The organism is Brevundimonas sp. P7753, assembly GCF_013386595.1.
In the GTDB taxonomy this organism is placed as follows: Bacteria; Pseudomonadota; Alphaproteobacteria; order Caulobacterales; family Caulobacteraceae; genus Brevundimonas; species Brevundimonas bullata.
The window spans coordinates 35370-53021 of record NZ_JACARP010000019.1 but is presented as its reverse complement, the minus strand read 5'-3'; the positions used below and the strand labels follow the sequence as shown (position 1 = coordinate 53021).

Below are 17652 nucleotides of genomic sequence, written 5' to 3'. Positions count from 1 at the left end.
GCGCCCCAGCCGCCCGGCCCCGCGCTCGCCGACGGTGGAGCCTGTGCCGATCACCGCGCCGACGCCCAGTGTTTCCTACGTCTTCCTCGGCGACAGCGCTCTGGCCGGGGCGACGACAGCGGGCGGGGGCTCCGGCGTCGGCAGCGGCGCCGGGACCGGAACGGGCACGGGGTCCGGCAGCGGGTCGGGCTCAGGCTCTGGATCTGGCTCGGGCGGGGTCTGCAACATGGTCGAGCGCCTGCAGAACGCCCTGCGCGACGACCCGCGCATTCGCGCCCGCCTGACCGAGGCCTATCGCGAGTCCGGTGCGCGCGGCCGGGCCATCGTCATCTGGAACGGCGACTGGGTGCTGAGCCCCGGCCAGGAGGGCAAGGGGCTGGCGGGCGTGCGTCAGGCCGTGGCCGTCGTGGTCGGGTTCTCGCCGCGCGAGTGCAAGTCGCAGACGGTGCGCGGCTATGTGGTCGTGACGCTCAGCGACGATCCCGGCGCGCCCAAGCTGGCGCTGGGGACCGGCCAATGGCGCTGGTCGGACCTGCTGGGCCTTTAATAGGGCGACAGACGGTCGGCAGCTGTCTGGCACAGGGTCTTGATCCAGCGCCGCGCCGCCTTCAGCCGCGCCGTGCCGTGGACCTCGCGGTGGGTGCTGAGCCAGAAGCGGCGCTCGATCAGGACGGCGTCAGGCAGTATCCGCGTCAGGCCTTCTGCCAGAAAGCAGGGCAGGACCCCGACGCCGCCGCCCGCCGCGATCATGTCTCGCTGCGCCCGGATCGAGGACGAGGCCAGGCGGGGGCGCAGGTTGGGCCGGATCTCGTCCAGATAATGCAGCTCGGGCGCATAGATCAGGTCATCGACATAGCCGACGATGTCGAAGCGGGGCAGGTCGTCCACGCTGTCGGGCGCGCCATGTCGGGCGACGTGTTCGGGCGCGGCGTAGAGCGCCAGTTGATAGGGCGTCAGCGGCTCGACGATCAAGCGCGGGCTGGCGGCGGGGCTGAGGGTGATGGCCATGTCCACCTCGCGGCGGCTGGGCGACAGAAAGCCTGAACTGGCGGCCAGTTCGATGTTCAGCCCCGGGTGCGCCGCCAGCAGGGCGGGCAGTGCGGGGGCCAGGACGGCGCCGCCGAAACCTTCCGAGGCGCTGATCCGCACCGTGCCGGCGATCAGGTCGGGCCGCGTCACCCGCTCGGCGGCCTCCATGGCGCTCTCGGCGTCCAGCGCCGTCTCCAGTAGTTGCGCGCCCGCCGCCGTCAGCAGCAGCCCAGACGCCGAGCGCACCACCAAGGTCGACTTCAGGGCCGTCTCCAGCCGCGCCACGCGCCGCCCGACCGTGGCCGCGTCTATGCCCAGCCTTTGGGCCGCCGTCGCCAGCGAGCCGGCGCGGGCGGCGGCGATGAAGATGCGAACGTCGTCCCAGTCGAACATTGCAGGAGTGCACAGCATAGGATGCAAGATTGCAATGGGTAGTCTCGCGCCGGTCTGCTAGGCCATGCTGGAACGAACAAAGACATCACAGGGAAACGCCTCCATGCGCGACATTCGCCACTTCATCGACGGTGCGGCCTTCGACGGCGCATCGGGCCGTTTCGGCGACGTGTTCAACCCCAACACCGGCGAGGTTCAGGCCCGCGTCCAGCTGGCGACCGTCAGCGAAATGGACCGCGCGGTTCAGGCCGCCCAGGCCGCCTTCGAGGGTTGGTCGAGCACCAATCCGCAGCGCCGCGCCCGCGTCATGTTCGAGTTCAAGCGCCTGGTCGAGGCCAATATGAACGAGCTGGCCGAGCTGCTGTCCTCGGAACACGGCAAGGTCATCGCCGACTCCAAGGGCGATATCCAGCGCGGCCTGGAAGTCATCGAGTTCGCCTGCGGCATCCCGCACGCGCTGAAGGGCGAATACACGCAAGGCGCCGGCCCCGGCATCGACGTCTATTCCATGCGTCAGCCCCTGGGCGTGGTGGCGGGCATCACCCCGTTCAACTTCCCCGGCATGATCCCGATGTGGATGTTCGGCATGGCGATCGCCGCCGGCAACACCTTCATCCTGAAGCCGTCGGAGCGTGATCCGTCCCTGCCGGTGCGTCTGGGCGAACTGATGATGGAGGCCGGCGCGCCCAAGGGCGTCCTGAACGTCGTCCACGGCGACAAGGTGGCGGTCGACGCCATCCTGACCCACCACGACATCCACGCCGTCAGCTTCGTCGGTTCGTCCGACATCGCCCACTACGTCTATCAGATGGGCGCCCAGCACGGGAAACGCGTCCAGGCCATGGGCGGCGCCAAGAACCACGGCATCGTCCTGCCCGACGCCGACATGGATCAGGTGATCAAGGACCTGACCGGCGCAGCCTATGGCTCGGCCGGCGAACGCTGCATGGCCCTGCCGGTGGTGGTGCCGGTTGGTCAGCGCACGGCGGATGAACTGCGCGAACGCCTGGTCTCGGAAATCCCCAACCTGCGCGTCGGCGTCTCGACCGACGCCGAGGCCCACTACGGTCCGGTCGTTACACAGACCCACAAGGACAAGGTCCTGGGCTGGATCAACAAGGGCGTGGAAGAAGGTGCCGAACTGGTCGTCGATGGCCGCGAGTTCAGCCTGCAAGGCCACGAGAAGGGCTTCTTCATCGGCCCGTCGCTGTTCGACCACGTCAAGCCCGAGATGGAATCCTACAAGGAAGAGATCTTCGGCCCGGTGCTGCAGATCATGCGCGCCGCCAGCTTCGAGGAGGCGCTGAGCCTGCCGTCGAAGCACCAGTACGGAAACGGCGTCGCCATCTTCACCCAGAACGGCCGCGCGGCCCGCGACTTCGCGGCCCGCGTCAACGTCGGCATGGTCGGCATCAACGTGCCGATCCCGGTGCCGGTGGCCTATCACTCGTTCGGCGGCTGGAAGCGTTCGGCCTTTGGCGACATCAACCAGCACGGCATGGAAGGTCTGCGCTTCTGGACCAAGACCAAGACCGTCACCGCCCGCTGGCCCGACAGCGAACTGGAACACGCCGACAGCTCCTTCGTCATCCCGACGATGGGCTGATGAGACCGGAACCCGACCTCAGATCTTGAGGTCGGGTTTTTCTTTGGTTTAGCGCCGGATGGCCTCGAAGCCGCCGGTGAAGACGGCCTCCATGGCGTCGCAGATGGCGCCCATTTCCGAGGACTTGCACAGGCCGCCGGACAGGACGTCGATACGGCCGGTCTGGGCCAGCGACAGGGTCAGCGATCCCGACAGCAGGTGATAGAACCAGTAGATCTGACGCGGCGGCGTTTCGGGCGCGATGCGTCTCAGCACGCCGATGAAGCGGTCGATCACCGGGTCGAAATGCTTGTGCATGGTGTCGCCGCCCCAGACCGGGGTGTTGTTCACCTGGGCCACCAGGGCGGCATAGTTCAGCCAGGCCGGGTCGCCGTTGTCGAACAGGACGAACAGGGGGCGCAGGAAGGCGTCGATGGCGCCGCGCACCGTCATGGCGTCGCCGTGCTCGGCCTCATAGCGGTCCAGACTGTCGAGGCGGAGCTTGTTCACCACCTCGGCGCGACGGCCGAAGACGGTCGAGAACAGCCGGTTCTTGTCGTCGAAATAATAGTGCAGCAGGGCCGTATCGACCCCCGCCTCCTTAGCTACGGCCTTCAGGGTGACTCCGTGCAGGCCGTCGCGCGCGAACAGGGCCTCGGCCACGTCGAGGATGCGGGTCGTCGTCTCCTCGCGGCGCTGGGCCTTGGGCTTGGGCGGCGCCTTGGCTTTGGCCTTGGCGCGCGGCTTGGTCTCGGTCGTGGTCATTTACGCAGTCTAGACGAGAACAGGGTTCGCAGGCGATCACGCGCCCGCAGCAGCAGGATCAGCAGCTTCCCCTTGCGCCCGTGGTGGTCCAACGCCGCCTTCCACCAGCAGCGCTTCACCTCGCCGCCGGGCGTGTCGTTGAACACCATCCAGGCGTCGTCGGCGGGGACATAGGCGGGCCAATCGGCGCCCGGCGCGCCCGTTTTGGCGAAGTCGACCCAGCGGGCGTGCATGGCGGCGCTGATCGCCCGATCCGCCTTAGTCGCGGGCGGGGCGCCGTCGGGGCGATGGTCTAGGGTCTCGAAGACGTGGAAGATTTCCGCCGCATGACTGGCGCGCGGCATGGTCTCGCGCCGCGCCTCTTCGACATAGTCGAAGGCGTAGAGCCAGGCCTTCGACCGGCGCGGACGCGAGGCGATCCAGCGCGCCGGGGCGGCGAAGGCGAAGTCGCGGAAGCCCAGGCGGATCAGCTGTTCCTCGTCGCCGTTCGCCTGCGGATAGAGGGCGGCCAGTTTGGCGTTCGGCTTGATCAACTGGCCGAAGCGCTTCAGCCCGCCGCCGTAGTTGAGCAGGGAATCCTCGCCGCTGTTGACCCCGATCATCAGCGGCACGTCGGCGAAGTCGCAGAGCGCAAAGGCGCTGATCGGGTCGCGGTCCAGCAACCGACCGTCGATGACCGGCCCGAAGGCGCCCTCAATTGCTGTCAGATGCTCGGGCGCGAGGGCGCGCAGGGCGGCGGCGTCGGGGTGGGTCAGGCCCAGCGCGGTCGCTGCCGTTGCGCCGCGCTCGTGCGCGGTCTTCAGCGGCGTGGCGGGCAGCCAGCCGCCGCCGGACTGGACAGCAGCCTTGTGGAACAGGCCGCGCGCCCGCCTGGCCGTCATCAGGGCCAGGATGTCCAGCCCCCCGGCAGACTCTCCGACCAGGGTGATATTGGTCGGATCGCCGCCGAAGGCGCTGATGTGGTCGCGCACCCATTCCAGCGCCGCGATCTGATCCAGCAGGGCCTGATTGCCGAGCGGTTCGTCAGGCGCGGCTTCCGCCGTCAGCGCCGGGTGGGCGAAGAAGCCGAGCTGGCCCAGCCTATAGTTGACGCTGACCAGCACCACCCTGTCGCGGGCGAAGGCCGCGCCGTCGTAGAAGGGCAGGGAGCCCGCCCCCATGCGGTTCGATCCGCCGTGCAGCCAGACCATGACCGGCGCCGGATCTGTCGTCTCTGCGGGCGCCCAGACATTCAGCGTCAGGCAGTCTTCACTGGTCGGTTCCGGCGCGCCGCCGATGGAGACGATGTCGGCCACGTCGGACGGACCGGCCTGAGGGGCGGAGGGTCCGAAATCCGCGGCCTCGCGCACGCCGTCCCAGGCCGGAAACGGTCGCGGCGCCCGCCAGCGCAGCTCGTCCACGGGGGCGGCGGCGTAGGGCACGCCGCGAAACACGTTCGCCGATCCTTCGCGACGACCGCGTAGGTCGCCGGACGGCGTGTGCGCGACCGGCGAGGTCGCGGCCAGATTGATCTGATCCATAATTCCGTCCCTTGAGGCGCGATCTTCGCCGCGCTCGTTCACTTGAGAATGAACAACGCTCGCCCGGCTGTCGAGCCGCTACGTGAAACTTCATTCATGCAAGAATGAATGATGTTGACAGCGGGGCCATTCACGGACCACCGTCTGGCCAACACAGATCAGCGGCGACCAAACGACCGCGCGTGGAGAGGAAACGAGAATGCGAACGACAGGACAGTTGCGTCTGGCGCTGATGACCAGCGTCTTCATCACGGCCTCGCTCTGCGCAGCGCCGAGCTTCGCCCAGCAGGCGGAGACCGAGCAGGTCTCCAGCATCGACGACATCGTCGTCACCGCCCGTCGCCGTGAAGAGTCGTTGAAGGACGTGCCGGTCGCCGTCACCGCCGTCAGCGCCGAGCGTCTGGAACAGACCGGCGCCGCCGACATCACCACCCTGCAGCAGCAGACGCCCAACGCCACGGTCCAGATCGCGCGCGGCACCAACTCGACCCTGACCAGCTTCATCCGCGGCGTCGGCCAGCAGGACCCGCTATGGGGCTTCGAGCCGGGCGTCGGCCTCTATGTCGACGACGTCTATGTGGCCCGTCCGCAGGGCGCGGTGCTGGACATCTTCGACATCGAGCGGCTGGAGGTCCTGCGGGGACCGCAGGGCACCCTCTACGGCCGCAACACCATCGGCGGCGCGATCAAGTACGTCACCAAGCGCCTGGGTCAGGACCCGGAGCTGACGCTGAAGGGCGCCTATGGCAGCTATAATCAGGTCGACCTGATCGCCTCGGGCTCGACGCCCCTGACCGACACCCTGCGCATCGGCGGCGCGGTCGCCCGCTATACGCGCGACGGCTACGGCACGAACCTGACCACGGGCGCCGAACACTACAACAAGGACGTCACGGCGGGTCGTCTGAGCGTCGAGTGGACCCCGACCGACGACCTCTTCTTCCGCCTGGCCGGCGACATGACCGAGGACGAGTCCAACGCCCGTCACGGTTATCGCCTGATCGGCCCGACCACCGACAGCGTCTATGACACCCGCGCCGGCATCGGCGACGAGGGCTATGTGCGCACGCGCGGCCTGTCCTTCACTGGCGAGTGGAACGTCAACGACGCCGTGACGCTGAAGTCGGTCACGGCCTGGCGCGACGGCGACACCAAGGGCGACGGCATCGACTTCGACGGCCTGCCGCAGCCCATTCTCGACATTCCCGGCTATTACGCCGACAGCCAGTTCACCCAGGAATTCCAGGTCCTGTTCGAGGGCGAGCGCTGGCAGGGCGTGGCCGGCGTCTTCTATATGGACGCCTCGGCCGAGGGCGCCTTCGACACGGTCATCGGCCTTTATCCGCTGGTGCCGCCCGGCTTCGCGCCCGGCCTGACGACCTTTACGGGCGGCAAGGTGGACACCGAGAGCTTCGCCGTCTTCGCCGACTTCAGCTACGATCTGACGGATCAGTTGTCGCTGTCGGTCGGCGGTCGCTGGACGCAGGACAAGAAGAGCGTTGATCAGTTCCGTCAGAACTATCTAGGCATCAAGAGCCCATTCTTCGGCAACAGCTCGGCGGTCGCCGCCGGCGCGCCCTCGACCGACTACACCAACTCGGACACCTATTCCGAGTTCACCCCGCGGATTAGCGCCAGCTACAAGTTCACGCCTGAACTGACCGGCTACGCCTCCTATGGACGGGGCTTCAAGTCGGGCGGCTTCGACATGCGCGGCGACGCCAGCCTCTATCCCGAGACGATCGACGGCTATCAGCCGGAACTGGTCGACACCTATGAGATCGGGCTGAAGGGCTCGCTGCTTGACCGCCGCGTCAACTTCGCCACGGCCCTGTTCAAGTCGGACTACACCGACCAGCAGATCACCTCGCAGTTCTTCATTCCGCCCGCTTCGGTCGTCAGCTTCGTCGACAATGCGGGTTCCAGCGAGATCTGGGGCTGGGAACTGGAGGCCAGCGCGCGGATCACCGACAGCTTCATCCCGCGCCTGACGCTGGGCTACCTGGACGCCCAGTTCAACGACTTCGTCACTTTCAACCCGTTGACCGGCAGACGCGAGAACATGGCCGACCAGCGCGAGTTCCAGAACACGCCGGATTGGACGGCTAATATCGCGCTGCCCTACAGCGTCGATCTGGGCGATCGCGGCTCGATCATCTTCACGCCCATGGCCTCGTATCGTGGCGCGACGCAGATGTTCGAGACGGCCATCCCGCTGCTCGATCAGGGGGCCTACTGGCTCTATGACGCCACCCTGATGTGGACCGCGCCCGACGCCCGTTATCGCGTCAGCCTGGCCGGGCGCAACCTGTCCGACGAACGTTATCGCGCGGGCGGCTACAACTTCCCCGGCGCTCTGACGGGCGATTCCGTCATCGGCTTCTACGGCGCGCCGCGCACCGTGACGCTGAGCGTGACCGCCAACTTCTAGGGTTTCCAGCCCCGGAAAAACTGAAGCCCCGCCGGTCCGCCCGGCGGGGTTTTCTTTTGAGCCTCAGCTGAGGGTGTAGGGGATCACGCCGCGCTCGTTTTCCGGCACGCGCAGGGTCCGGTCGATGGGCGGGAAGGCGCGTTGGGCGCAGTCGGTGCGCTCGCAGATGCGGCAGCTTACGCCCATGCGGGTGGGCGGCCCGTTCAGGTCCAGTCCCGCCGCATAGACCAGCTGATCCGCGTGTTCGATCTCGCAGCCGAGGCCGAGTGCATAGCGGCGGTCGGGTTCGAGGTAGGAGCCGCCCGGCTTGGATACGCTCTTGGCGATGCAGATGTAGCGTGAGCCGTCCGGCATCTCCGACAGGTTGACCAGGATACGGTCCGGCGCGCCAAAGGCTTCGTGCACGTTCCACAGGGGGCAGGCGCCGCCGAAGCGGGCGAACTGGAAGCGCGTGGCGCTGTGCCGCTTGGTGATGTTCCCGGCCATGTCCACCCTCGCAAAGTAGAAGGGCACGCCGCGCCAGCCTGGACGCTGCAATGTCGAAAGCCGGTGGCAGACCTGCTCGAAGCTGACGTGGAAGCGGTTGCGCAAGCGGTCCACGTCGTGCCGCAGTTCGCGCGCCGCCTCCAGGAAGCGGCGATAGGGCAGCAGCAGGGCACCCGCCGCATAGTTGGCCAGCCCCACCCGGCAGACGTCGCGCGCGGCGGGAATGTCGAAGGCGGCGCGGTCCAGTTCATGCTCGATCAGGTCGTGGAAACGCAGCAGGACCAGCTGATGCGCCATCAAAAAGGACCGCGTCGCGCCGGGCAGGCTGGCGTCGATATAGAGGATGCGCGCCGCCGGGTCGAAGCGCCGCATGGCCCCGCGCCCTTCGCCGGTCGCCAGGCGCACCCCGCACAGGTCGTTCAGCGCCGCCTCCAGATCGCGCTCCGGGTGGCCGCCAGCGCCCAGACCCAACTGCTCCGCCAGCGCCTCCGCCGCCTGATCCAGAACGTCGATGTAGTTGTCGCGATAGTGGAAGAAGTCGCGCACCGCCTCATAGGGCAGGGCGGGGGCCGCTTGCGCCCGCTCGTCGCGACCCAGGGTCTCGTTCAGCGTCTTCAGCCGCTCGTCGAGGCGGCGGTAATCCTGATGCAGGGCCAGAAACTGTCGCGCCAGTCGCGGCGTGGTGGTCACCGCCTGCTTCAGCTCGACGGCGGACGGCGCCTCGGCGTGACCGGCCACGTCGGTGACAGCCTCGCGCAGGTCGGCGATCAGGCGGGCGTCGCCGTCCAGATCGAACAGGCTGGCGTCCACGTCGAAGGCCCGCGTCAGGGCGATCAGAACCCGCGCCGTCGCCGGGCGTTGATTGGTCTCGATCTGCGACAGGTAGGAAGGCGACAGGGCCAGCCGCCCAGCGCAGGCTTCCAGCGTCCAGCCGCGCGCCTCGCGCAGCTTGCGCACCTTGGCCCCGAGGTAGAGTTTTTCCGCCATCGCAACTTTGCAAAACAGCCCTTCGACCTTGGCAGGCTTACGCACTTACGCCCCTTTTGCAAAGTTGCGATTGCCTTTTTGCAACGAAGCGTCTCAGTGATCATCAAAGATTACAGGGAGCAGCCCAAACCATGAGCCAGGCCATCCTCGAGGAGCTTGAACGCCGTCGCGCCGCCGCCAAACTGGGCGGTGGTGAAAAGCGCATCGCCTCCCAGCACGCCAAGGGCAAGCTGACCGCGCGCGAACGGATCGAAGTCCTGCTGGACGAAGGCAGCTTCGAAGAGACCGACATGTTCGTAGAGCATCGCAGCCACGACTTCGGCATGGATCAGCAGCGCATTCCGGGCGACGGCGTCGTCACCGGGCGCGGCACCATCGGCGGCCGTCTGGTCTATGTCTTCTCGAAAGACTTCACCGTCTTCGGCGGCTCCCTGTCGGGCGCGCACGCGGCCAAGATCGTCAAGATCCAGAAGATGGCGTTGACGGCGGGCGCGCCGATCATCGGCCTGTTCGACGCGGGCGGCGCGCGCATTCAGGAAGGCGTGGAATCGCTCGCCGGCTACGCCGACATCTTCCTGCAAAACACCCTGGCCTCGGGCGTCATCCCGCAGATCTCGGTCATCATGGGCCCGTGCGCGGGCGGCGACGTCTATTCGCCCGCCATCACCGACTTCATCTTCATGGTGAAGGACACGTCCTACATGTACGTGACGGGCCCGGACGTGGTGAAGACCGTCACCAACGAGGTCGTCAGCCACGAGGACCTGGGCGGCGCCCGCGTTCACGCCGGCAAGTCGGGGGTCGCCGACGGCGCCTTCGAGAACGATCTGGAGGCCCTGTCCGAGGTCCGCCGTCTGATCGGCTTCCTGCCCCTGTCGAACCGCGAAAAGCCGCCGGTGCGCGACAGCTACGACGAGCCGGATCGCGATGAGGCGTCGCTCGACACCCTGATCCCGACCAATCCGAACCAGCCCTACGACATGAAGGAGCTGATCCTGAAGATGGTCGACGAGGCCGACTTCTTCGAGATCGGCGCCGACTTCGCCCGGAACATCATCTGCGGCTTCGGTCGTCTGGACGGCCAGACCGTCGGTATCGTCGCCAACCAGCCGCAGGTGCTGGCGGGGGTGCTGGACATTGACTCGAGCCGCAAGGCCGCGCGCTTTGTCCGCTTCTGCGACGCCTTCCACATTCCGCTGGTGACGCTGGTGGACGTGCCGGGCTTCATGCCGGGAACCAAGCAGGAGTATGGCGCCCTGATCAAGCACGGCGCCAAGCTGCTGTTCGCCTATGCCGAGGCCACCGTGCCCAAGCTGACGGTCATCACGCGCAAGGCCTATGGCGGCGCCTATGACGTCATGAGCTCCAAGCACCTGCGCGGCGACGTCAACTACGCCTGGCCCACCGCAGAGATCGCGGTCATGGGCGCCAAGGGCGCGGTCGAGATCATCTTCCGCAAGGAGGCCGGCGACCCCGAGGCCCTGGCCGCGCGCGAGGCCGAGTACAAGGAACGCTTCGCCAACCCCTTCGTCGCGGCCGGGCTCGGCTACATCGACGACGTCATCATGCCGCACGGCACGCGCCGCCGCCTGATCAAGGCCCTGCGCACGCTGAAGAACAAGACCCAGGAAAATCCCTGGAAGAGCACGACAACATTCCGCTGTGAATTTTCCCAACTGAAAAAGGAAATTCGCCGATGGAGCAGATTCAAAGCACTGCGCTTTGGGAGTTTGGCGTTCAGCTCACCAAAATGTTGGACTGGGATGCTGTAGGGGCTGTTCTCGTCTTTCTAACTCTGCTGCAGGCGATAGCTCTATCGAACACCGGCAATAGGCGGCTCGAGACGCAGCAGGCCGTAGTCATTGGTTACGTTAGATTGCAAATCATGAAGTTGGCTACGATCCAAAAAATGACGTCAGGTGTCATGAAAAGTGGGTTGAGGCTCCATGAGATGCCAGCATTTGAAATGCTCGACGAGTTGTCGGAGTCTTTAAAAAGAATCGATCCAATGACGTTGCCTACGCCGGCTGCAATAGATGCTGTTGAGCAGTCGGTAAACGCAATCTCTACATTGAAATGTCTCTACGATCCTAACGAAGAGGAGCGTGGTTTGATGGAAGTGTTGTTCCCATTCACGGCCGCTTATACGGAATATTCTATAAAAATTCTTGATCGAGAAATTGAAGATCGAGATCCGTCGTTGGTTTCTAGGTCGATTAAGAAACTAAAACGCGGGAAGCCTCCAAGGCGACCAGATAGCTTCCTCGGAAGCGCGATGGGTGCAGCCGCAGATTCAGATGCCTCACAGCCAAAAAGCCAAGGGAGTGCTTAGTCAACAACGTTACTCCAAGGCGTTGCAGATAGCATTAGCGGTATAAAAATGTTCAAGAAAATCCTCATCGCCAACCGGGGCGAGATCGCGGTTCGGATCATCAAGACCTGCCGCAAGATGGGCATCAAGACGGTGCTCGTTTACTCGGACGCCGACGCCGGTTCGCTGGCCTGCGAGATGGCCGACGAGACCATCCACATCGGGCCGTCCCCCGCCGCCCAGTCCTATCTGATCCAGGACAAGATCGTGGACGCGGTGCGTCAGTCGGGCGCCGAGGCGGTGCACCCCGGTTTCGGCTTCCTGTCGGAAAACCCGGTCTTCGCGCGCCGGCTGGAGGCCGAGGGCATCACCTTCATCGGCCCGAACCCGCACGCTATCGAGGCCATGGGCGACAAGATCACGTCCAAGAAGTTCGCGGCTGAAGCGGGCGTCTCGACCGTGCCGGGCCACATGGGCCTGATTGAATCGACCGAAGAGGCGGTCCAGATCGCCAATGAGATCGGCTATCCGGTCATGATCAAGGCCAGCGCCGGCGGCGGCGGCAAGGGCATCCGCGTCGCCCATTCCGATGCCGACATGGCCGAGGGCTTTGCCGCCGTGAAGGCCGAGGCCCTGACCGCGTTTGGCGACGACCGGGTCTTCCTTGAGAAGTTCATCGTCAATCCGCGCCACATCGAGATCCAGGTGCTGGGCGACAAGCACGGCAACATCGTCTCGCTGTTCGACCGCGAATGCTCGATCCAGCGCCGCAACCAGAAGGTCATCGAAGAGGCGCCGTCGCCCCTGCTGGACGACGCGACGCGCAAGGCCATGGGCGATCAGGCCATCGCCCTGGCGCGGGCCGTGAACTATGACAGCGCCGGCACGGTCGAGTTCGTGGCCGGTCAGGACCGCAGCTTCTACTTCCTGGAAATGAACACCCGTCTGCAGGTCGAGCATCCGGTGACGGAGCTGATCACCGGCGTCGATCTGGTCGAGCAGATGATCCGTTCATCGGCGGGCGAGACCATGGCCTTCAAGCAGGAAGACCTGTCGATCAACGGCTGGGCCATCGAAAGCCGTATCTACGCCGAGGACCCCTATCGCGGCTTCCTGCCGTCGATCGGCCGTCTGGTGCGCTATGAGCAGCCCGAGGAAGGCGATCAGGGCGACTACACCGTTCGCAACGATTCCGGCGTCCGCGAGGGCGACGAGATCAGCATGTTCTACGACCCCATGATCGCCAAGCTGTGTTCCTGGGGCGAGACGCGCGAGGCCGCCGTCACCGGCATGGCCCGTGCGCTGGAGGACACCCACCTGTCGGGCGTCGGCCACAACGTGCCCTTCCTGTCGGCGGTGATGGATCAGGAGCGCTTCAAGTCCGGTCAGTTGTCGACCAGCTACATCAAGGACGAGTTCCCCGACGGCTTCCGCGGTCTGGAGCCCAGCGAAGAGCAAAAGGACCTCGTTCATCACCGTGGCCGCGGCGATGAACGAGGTCCTGGCCGAGCAGGCGGGCGATCCGTCGGAACGCACCGACTGGACCGTGCTGATCGACCGCGAGGCCCATGAGGTGTCGCTGTCGTACGATGAGGCCGAGGATCTGGTCATCTCGCTGGACGAGCGCGACCTGACCCTGTCGGAAATCGACTGGCGTCCGGGCATGGCCCAGTTCCGCGCCGTGCTGGACGACGAACCCTTCACCGCCGAGGTCAAGCGCGCGCCAGACGGCTTCGACATCCGCCACCGGGCGGCCAAGGCCCGCGTCCGCGTCCTGACGCCCAGCACCGCCGCCATGTATCAGCGCCTGCCTGAAAAGGTCGCCGCCGACACCTCCAAGCTGGTGCTGTCGCCCATGCCGGGTCTAGTCGTCGACATCCCCGTGACCGTCGGTCAGGAGGTCAAGTCGGGCGAGACCGTCGCCATCATCGAGGCCATGAAGATGCAGAACATCCTCAAGGCCGAGCATGACGGCGTGGTGAAGGCGGTCGGCGCCAAGGCCGGCGATCCGGTCGCCGCGGACGATGTGCTGGTGGAGTTCGCGTAGATGACGACCTTTCCCACGCCGACGCCGCTGGAGTGGCGGGAACAGGCCGAGAAGGCGCTGAAGGGGCGGGCCATCGAAAGCCTGCTGCATCTCGACGCCGACGGCCTGCTCATCCGGCCGCTCTATGCCGACGCAACCGGGGTGCAGGCGCTTCGCGCGCCGCGTACCACGGACGCCGAGGGGCGGGCGTGGGACCTGCGCACCTTGGTTGAGGGCGACGAGGCGGCGGCGGTCAACGCCGCCGTCCTGACCGATCTTGAAAACGGCGCCGCCTCGGTGGTGCTGAAGGGCGCGTTCACGACGGACGAGACGGCGCTGGCCGCCGCCCTCGACGGCGTGGCTCTGGAACTGGCGCCGGTGGCGCTGGATGCGGGCTTCGACGGCGTAAAGGCTGCCGAGGCTCTGGCGGCCGTGGCCAAGGGTTCGCCCCGCGCCCAGCTGCAATTCCACCTCGACCCGATTTCGGCTTTTGCTGAGGCGGGGGAAGGCGAGATCGACGCCGCCGTGACCGAGGCGGCTGAGGCCGCCACGCGTCTGGCCGGGACCTACCCCGAGGCCAGACTGTTCCTGGCGTCGGGCCGCGTGGTGCACGAGGCCGGCGGTTCGGCAGGCCAGGAACTGGCCTTCGCCGCCGCCAGCGCCGTCGCCTACGTCAAGGCCGCCGTCCTGGCCGGCCTGAGCACCGAACAGGCGCTGAAGGGCGTGGTGCTGGGCGTTTCGGTCGACGCCGAATATTTCGACGCCCTGGCCAAGGTGCGGGCCATGCGCCTGATCTGGGCCAGCGTCTCCAAGGCCTTCGGACATGAGACCCCGGCTGTCATCGAGGCCCGTTCGTCGCGGCGGATGCTGTCGGCGCGCGATCCCTGGCCCAACCTGCTGCGCCTGACCGCTGCCGGTTTCGCGGGCGCAGTCGGCGGTGCCGATGTGGTGGTGCTGGACGCCTTCACCCGCGCCGAGGGCCGTCCCGACGCCTTCGCCCGGCGTCAGGCCCGCAACACCCAGCTGGTGCTGATGGAAGAGGCCAATCTGGGTCGGGTCGATGATCCCGCCGCCGGGTCCTGGTTCCTGGACAGCCGCACTCGCGATCTGGCCGAGGCGGGCTGGACCGAGTTCCAGTCGATTGAAGCCGAAGGCGGCGTGGTCGAGGCCTTGAAGCACCACCTGATCCAGCCGCGCGTCGAACGCGCGCGTGGTCAGTTGGAAGCGGCGCTGAAGGACGGCGCCCGCCACATGGTCGGCGTGACCAAATACGTCGATCCCGATCCGCGCCCGGCCCCGGTCGAGGCCGCCGATCCCGCCTTCGTCCCGGTACGCCACGGGGCCCTGACCCCGGTGCGGTTCGCCGCGCCCTTTGAGATCGCGTCCGAGGAGGCGAACCCATGAGCTTCCCCGACTTCTCCAAGGTCGACCTCGACCTGACCGCGACCGGCGCCGGTCCCGCGCGCGATCCCTGGCTGACGCCCGAGGGCCTGACGGTCGAGACCGCCTATGGCCCCGAGGCGCTCGAAGGCCTCGACGCCATCCACGGCCTGCCGGGCTTCGCCCCCTATATGCGCGGCCCCTATCCGACCATGTATGCGGGCAATCCGTGGACGATCCGCCAGTACGCGGGCTTCTCGACCGCCGAGGAATCCAACGCCTTCTATCGTCGCAACCTGGCGGCGGGTCAGAAGGGCCTGTCGATCGCCTTCGACCTGGCCACCCACCGCGGCTATGACAGCGACCACCCGCGGGTGAAGGGCGACGTCGGCATGGCCGGCGTGGCCATCGACAGCATTCTGGACATGCGGACCCTGTTCGACGGCATCCCGCTGGATCAGATGTCGGTGTCCATGACCATGAACGGCGCGGTATTGCCGATCCTGGCCCTCTATGTCGTCGCCGCCGAAGAACAGGGCGTGCCGCACGCGGCCCTGACCGGGACCATTCAGAACGACATTCTGAAGGAGTTCATGGTCCGCAACACCTACATCTATCCGCCCGCGCCCTCGATGCGGATCATCTCGGACATCTTCGCGTGGACCGCGCAGGAGACGCCGAAGTTCAACTCGATTTCGATTTCCGGCTATCACATGCAGGAGGCGGGGGCCTCGGCCGAGATCGAGCTGGCCTATACGCTGTCGGACGGTCTGGAATACATCAAGGCGGGCGTGGACGCGGGGATGGACGTGGATCGGTTCGCGCCGCGCCTCAGCTTCTTCTGGGCCATCGGCATGAACTACTTCATGGAGGTGGCCAAGATGCGGGCCGGCCGCCTGTTGTGGGCCGAAAAGGTCGCCGAGACGTTCTCGCCCAAGGATCAGCGGTCGCTGTCGCTGCGGACCCACTGTCAGACCTCAGGCTGGAGCCTCGCCGCGCAGGACGTGTTCAACAACGTGCCCCGCACCATGGTCGAGGCCATGGCGGCGGCGGGCGGTCAGACCCAGAGCCTGCACACCAACGCCCTGGATGAGGCGCTTGCCTTGCCGACCGACTTCTCGGCCCGGATCGCGCGCAACACCCAGATCCTGTTGCAGATGGAGACGGGCCTGACCCGCACCATCGACCCCTGGGGCGGCAGCTTCTACGTCGAGCGCCTGACCCACGATCTGGCTGAGCGCGCCCGCGCCCTGATGGCCGAGGTCGAGGCGGCGGGCGGCATGGCCAAGGCCATCGAGGCCGGCATTCCCAAGCTGCGCATCGAGGAGGCGGCGGCCAAGACCCAGGCCCGCATCGACACCGGCAAGCAGACCGTGGTCGGCGTGAACCGCTATCTGAACGACACGCCCGACGACATTCCGATGCTGAAGGTCGACAACGCCGCCGTCCTGACGGCCCAGATCGAGAAGCTGAAGCGCCTGCGCGCCGAGCGTGATCAGGCTGCCACCGACGCGGCCCTGGAAGCCCTGACCGCTGGCGCGCGCGGAAACGCCAACCTGCTGGAACTGGCGGTTCAGGCCGCCCGCGCCAAGGCCACGGTGGGCGAGATTTCTGACGCTCTGGAGGCCGCCTTTGGGCGTCACGTCGCCACGGTGAAGACCGTGTCGGGCGTCTATGGCAAGGAAGCCGGCAATGATCCCAAGGTCGCTCGCGCCCGCGACATGGTCGCCACCTTCGTCGAGAACGACGGCGGTCCGCCGCGCATCCTGATCGCCAAGCTGGGCCAGGACGGCCACGACCGGGGCCAGAAGGTGGTCGCAACCGGCTATGGTGACATCGGCTTCGACGTCACCGCCGGCTCGCTGTTCCAGACGCCCGCCGAGGCCGCCCGGGATGCGGTAGAGAAGAACGTCCACGCGGTCGGCGCCTCGTCGCTGGCGGCCGGACACCTGACGCTGGTGCCGGAACTGCGCGCCGAACTGGCCAAGCTGGGCCGCGAGGACATCATGATCGTGGTCGGCGGCGTCATTCCGCCGTCGGACGTGCAGCCCCTGCTCGATATGGGGGCGGCGGCGGTCTATCCGCCCGGCTCGGTGATCGCCGACACGGCGGCGGACCTGATTGAAAAGCTGAACCAGCGTCTGGGCTACGCCCAGCCCGCACCCAAGGATGTGAAGTGATGATTGGCGCCCTGAACCATGTCGGCGTCGCCACGCCCTCGATCGCGGACTCGATCAAGCTGTATCGCGACATCCTGGGGGCGACGAAGATCGGCGAGCCGTTCGACCTGCCGGCCCAGGGGGTGAAGGTCTGCTTCATCGACACCCCCACGGCCCAGATCGAACTGATCGAGCCCTATGACGCGACCAGCCCGATCACCGGCTTCCTGGCCAAGAACCCCAAGGGCGGCCAGCACCACGTCTGCTTTGAGGTGGCCGACATCCACGACGCCATCGCGGATATGCGCGCCAAGGGCGTGACCATCCTCGGCACCGGCGAGCCCCGCATCGGCGCCCACGGCACGCCGGTCGTCTTCCTCCATCCCAAGGAGATGGGCGGGGTCCTGATCGAGCTGATGGAGACGCCGAAAGAGGCGCACTGAAGTCAAAAGGCCCGGTCGATGACCGGGCCTTTTATCTTGGCTGCGATCCGCCCCTTTGCCGTCACCCCGGATGGCCCGAAGGGACAATCCGGGGCCCAGGCGGCGGCTTCAATGGCATGGGCGGAGAAGACCCTTGG

10 protein-coding genes and 3 pseudogenes are annotated in these 17652 nt (G+C 66.6%); 9 read left to right on the top strand and 4 right to left on the bottom strand.

Annotation, left to right across the window (positions count from 1 at the left end):
- Positions 1 to 547 (top strand): annotated as a pseudogene (locus HX774_RS04485) (hypothetical protein); the annotation flags it as partial.
- Here the strand turns inward: HX774_RS04485 and HX774_RS04480 are convergent.
- Positions 544 to 1422: a LysR family transcriptional regulator gene (locus HX774_RS04480; protein ID WP_178824592.1), complete on the bottom strand. Its 879-nt coding sequence runs from the start codon at positions 1420 to 1422 to the stop codon at positions 544 to 546. The pseudogene HX774_RS04485 and the gene HX774_RS04480 sit on opposite strands and share 4 nt — an antisense overlap.
- A gap of 103 nt (positions 1423 to 1525) precedes the next feature.
- Between HX774_RS04480 and HX774_RS04475 the strand changes: the two genes are divergently transcribed.
- Complete coding sequence (locus HX774_RS04475; protein WP_178824590.1) at positions 1526 to 3028, top strand: CoA-acylating methylmalonate-semialdehyde dehydrogenase; 1503 nt, start codon at positions 1526 to 1528, stop codon at positions 3026 to 3028.
- Between the two features lie 48 nt (positions 3029 to 3076).
- On the opposite strand, the gene HX774_RS04470 is transcribed toward HX774_RS04475, so the two are convergent.
- Together HX774_RS04470 and HX774_RS04465 are read right to left on the bottom strand one after the other, a co-directional pair.
- A complete protein-coding gene (locus tag HX774_RS04470) occupies positions 3077 to 3772 on the bottom strand; it encodes a TetR/AcrR family transcriptional regulator (RefSeq protein WP_178824588.1) in 696 nt (231 codons plus the stop codon).
- Positions 3769 to 5292, bottom strand: coding sequence for a carboxylesterase/lipase family protein (locus HX774_RS04465; protein ID WP_178824586.1), 1524 nt, complete (start codon positions 5290 to 5292; stop codon positions 3769 to 3771). The genes HX774_RS04470 and HX774_RS04465 overlap by 4 nt, the downstream gene beginning before the upstream one ends.
- A gap of 199 nt (positions 5293 to 5491) precedes the next feature.
- Here HX774_RS04465 and HX774_RS04460 point away from each other — a divergent pair, with 199 nt between their 5' ends.
- Entirely contained in the window at positions 5492 to 7723 is a 2232-nt protein-coding gene (locus HX774_RS04460) for a TonB-dependent receptor (RefSeq protein ID WP_178824584.1), read from the top strand.
- 63 nt (positions 7724 to 7786) lie between these two features.
- Here the strand turns inward: HX774_RS04460 and HX774_RS04455 are convergent, their stop codons facing one another.
- A complete protein-coding gene (locus HX774_RS04455) occupies positions 7787 to 9196 on the bottom strand; it encodes a short-chain fatty acyl-CoA regulator family protein (protein ID WP_114816886.1) in 1410 nt (469 codons plus the stop codon).
- Positions 9197 to 9327: 131 nt separating this feature from the next.
- Here HX774_RS04455 and HX774_RS04450 point away from each other — a divergent pair.
- The 6 genes and pseudogenes from HX774_RS04450 to mce all read left to right on the top strand — a co-directional run bounded on the left by HX774_RS04450 (position 9328) and on the right by mce (position 17515).
- Positions 9328 to 10862 (top strand): annotated as a pseudogene (locus HX774_RS04450) (acyl-CoA carboxylase subunit beta).
- A 30-nt stretch (positions 10863 to 10892) separates the two neighbouring features.
- A complete protein-coding gene (locus HX774_RS04445; protein ID WP_178824582.1) occupies positions 10893 to 11528 on the top strand; it encodes a hypothetical protein in 636 nt (211 codons plus the stop codon).
- A gap of 48 nt (positions 11529 to 11576) precedes the next feature.
- Positions 11577 to 13554: pseudogene (locus HX774_RS04440) on the top strand (acetyl-CoA carboxylase biotin carboxylase subunit).
- Positions 13555 to 14937, top strand: a complete 1383-nt coding sequence (locus HX774_RS04435; RefSeq protein ID WP_178824580.1) for a methylmalonyl-CoA mutase family protein — start codon at positions 13555 to 13557, stop codon at positions 14935 to 14937.
- Positions 14934 to 17093, top strand: coding sequence for a methylmalonyl-CoA mutase (gene scpA / locus HX774_RS04430; RefSeq protein ID WP_178824578.1), 2160 nt, complete (start codon positions 14934 to 14936; stop codon positions 17091 to 17093). Before HX774_RS04435 ends, scpA begins: the two co-directional genes overlap by 4 nt.
- Complete coding sequence (gene mce, locus HX774_RS04425; RefSeq protein WP_178824576.1) at positions 17093 to 17515, top strand: methylmalonyl-CoA epimerase; 423 nt, start codon at positions 17093 to 17095, stop codon at positions 17513 to 17515. The genes scpA and mce overlap by 1 nt, the downstream gene beginning before the upstream one ends.
- The last annotated feature ends 137 nt before the right edge of the window (positions 17516 to 17652 follow it).

What these genes read in the sequence shown, in the direction of transcription:
- HX774_RS04480 (WP_178824592.1), bottom strand. Translation starts at nt 1,422, where the DNA reads ATGTTCGACTGGGACGACGTTCGCATCTTCATCGCCGCCGCCCGCGCC.
- HX774_RS04475 (WP_178824590.1), top strand. Translation starts at nt 1,526, where the DNA reads ATGCGCGACATTCGCCACTTCATCGACGGTGCGGCCTTCGACGGCGCA.
- HX774_RS04470 (WP_178824588.1), bottom strand. Translation starts at nt 3,772, where the DNA reads ATGACCACGACCGAGACCAAGCCGCGCGCCAAGGCCAAAGCCAAGGCG.
- HX774_RS04465 (WP_178824586.1), bottom strand. Translation starts at nt 5,292, where the DNA reads ATGGATCAGATCAATCTGGCCGCGACCTCGCCGGTCGCGCACACGCCG.
- HX774_RS04460 (WP_178824584.1), top strand. Translation starts at nt 5,492, where the DNA reads ATGCGAACGACAGGACAGTTGCGTCTGGCGCTGATGACCAGCGTCTTC.
- HX774_RS04455 (WP_114816886.1), bottom strand. Translation starts at nt 9,196, where the DNA reads ATGGCGGAAAAACTCTACCTCGGGGCCAAGGTGCGCAAGCTGCGCGAG.
- HX774_RS04445 (WP_178824582.1), top strand. Translation starts at nt 10,893, where the DNA reads ATGGAGCAGATTCAAAGCACTGCGCTTTGGGAGTTTGGCGTTCAGCTC.
- HX774_RS04435 (WP_178824580.1), top strand. Translation starts at nt 13,555, where the DNA reads ATGACGACCTTTCCCACGCCGACGCCGCTGGAGTGGCGGGAACAGGCC.
- scpA (WP_178824578.1), top strand. Translation starts at nt 14,934, where the DNA reads ATGAGCTTCCCCGACTTCTCCAAGGTCGACCTCGACCTGACCGCGACC.
- mce (WP_178824576.1), top strand. Translation starts at nt 17,093, where the DNA reads ATGATTGGCGCCCTGAACCATGTCGGCGTCGCCACGCCCTCGATCGCG.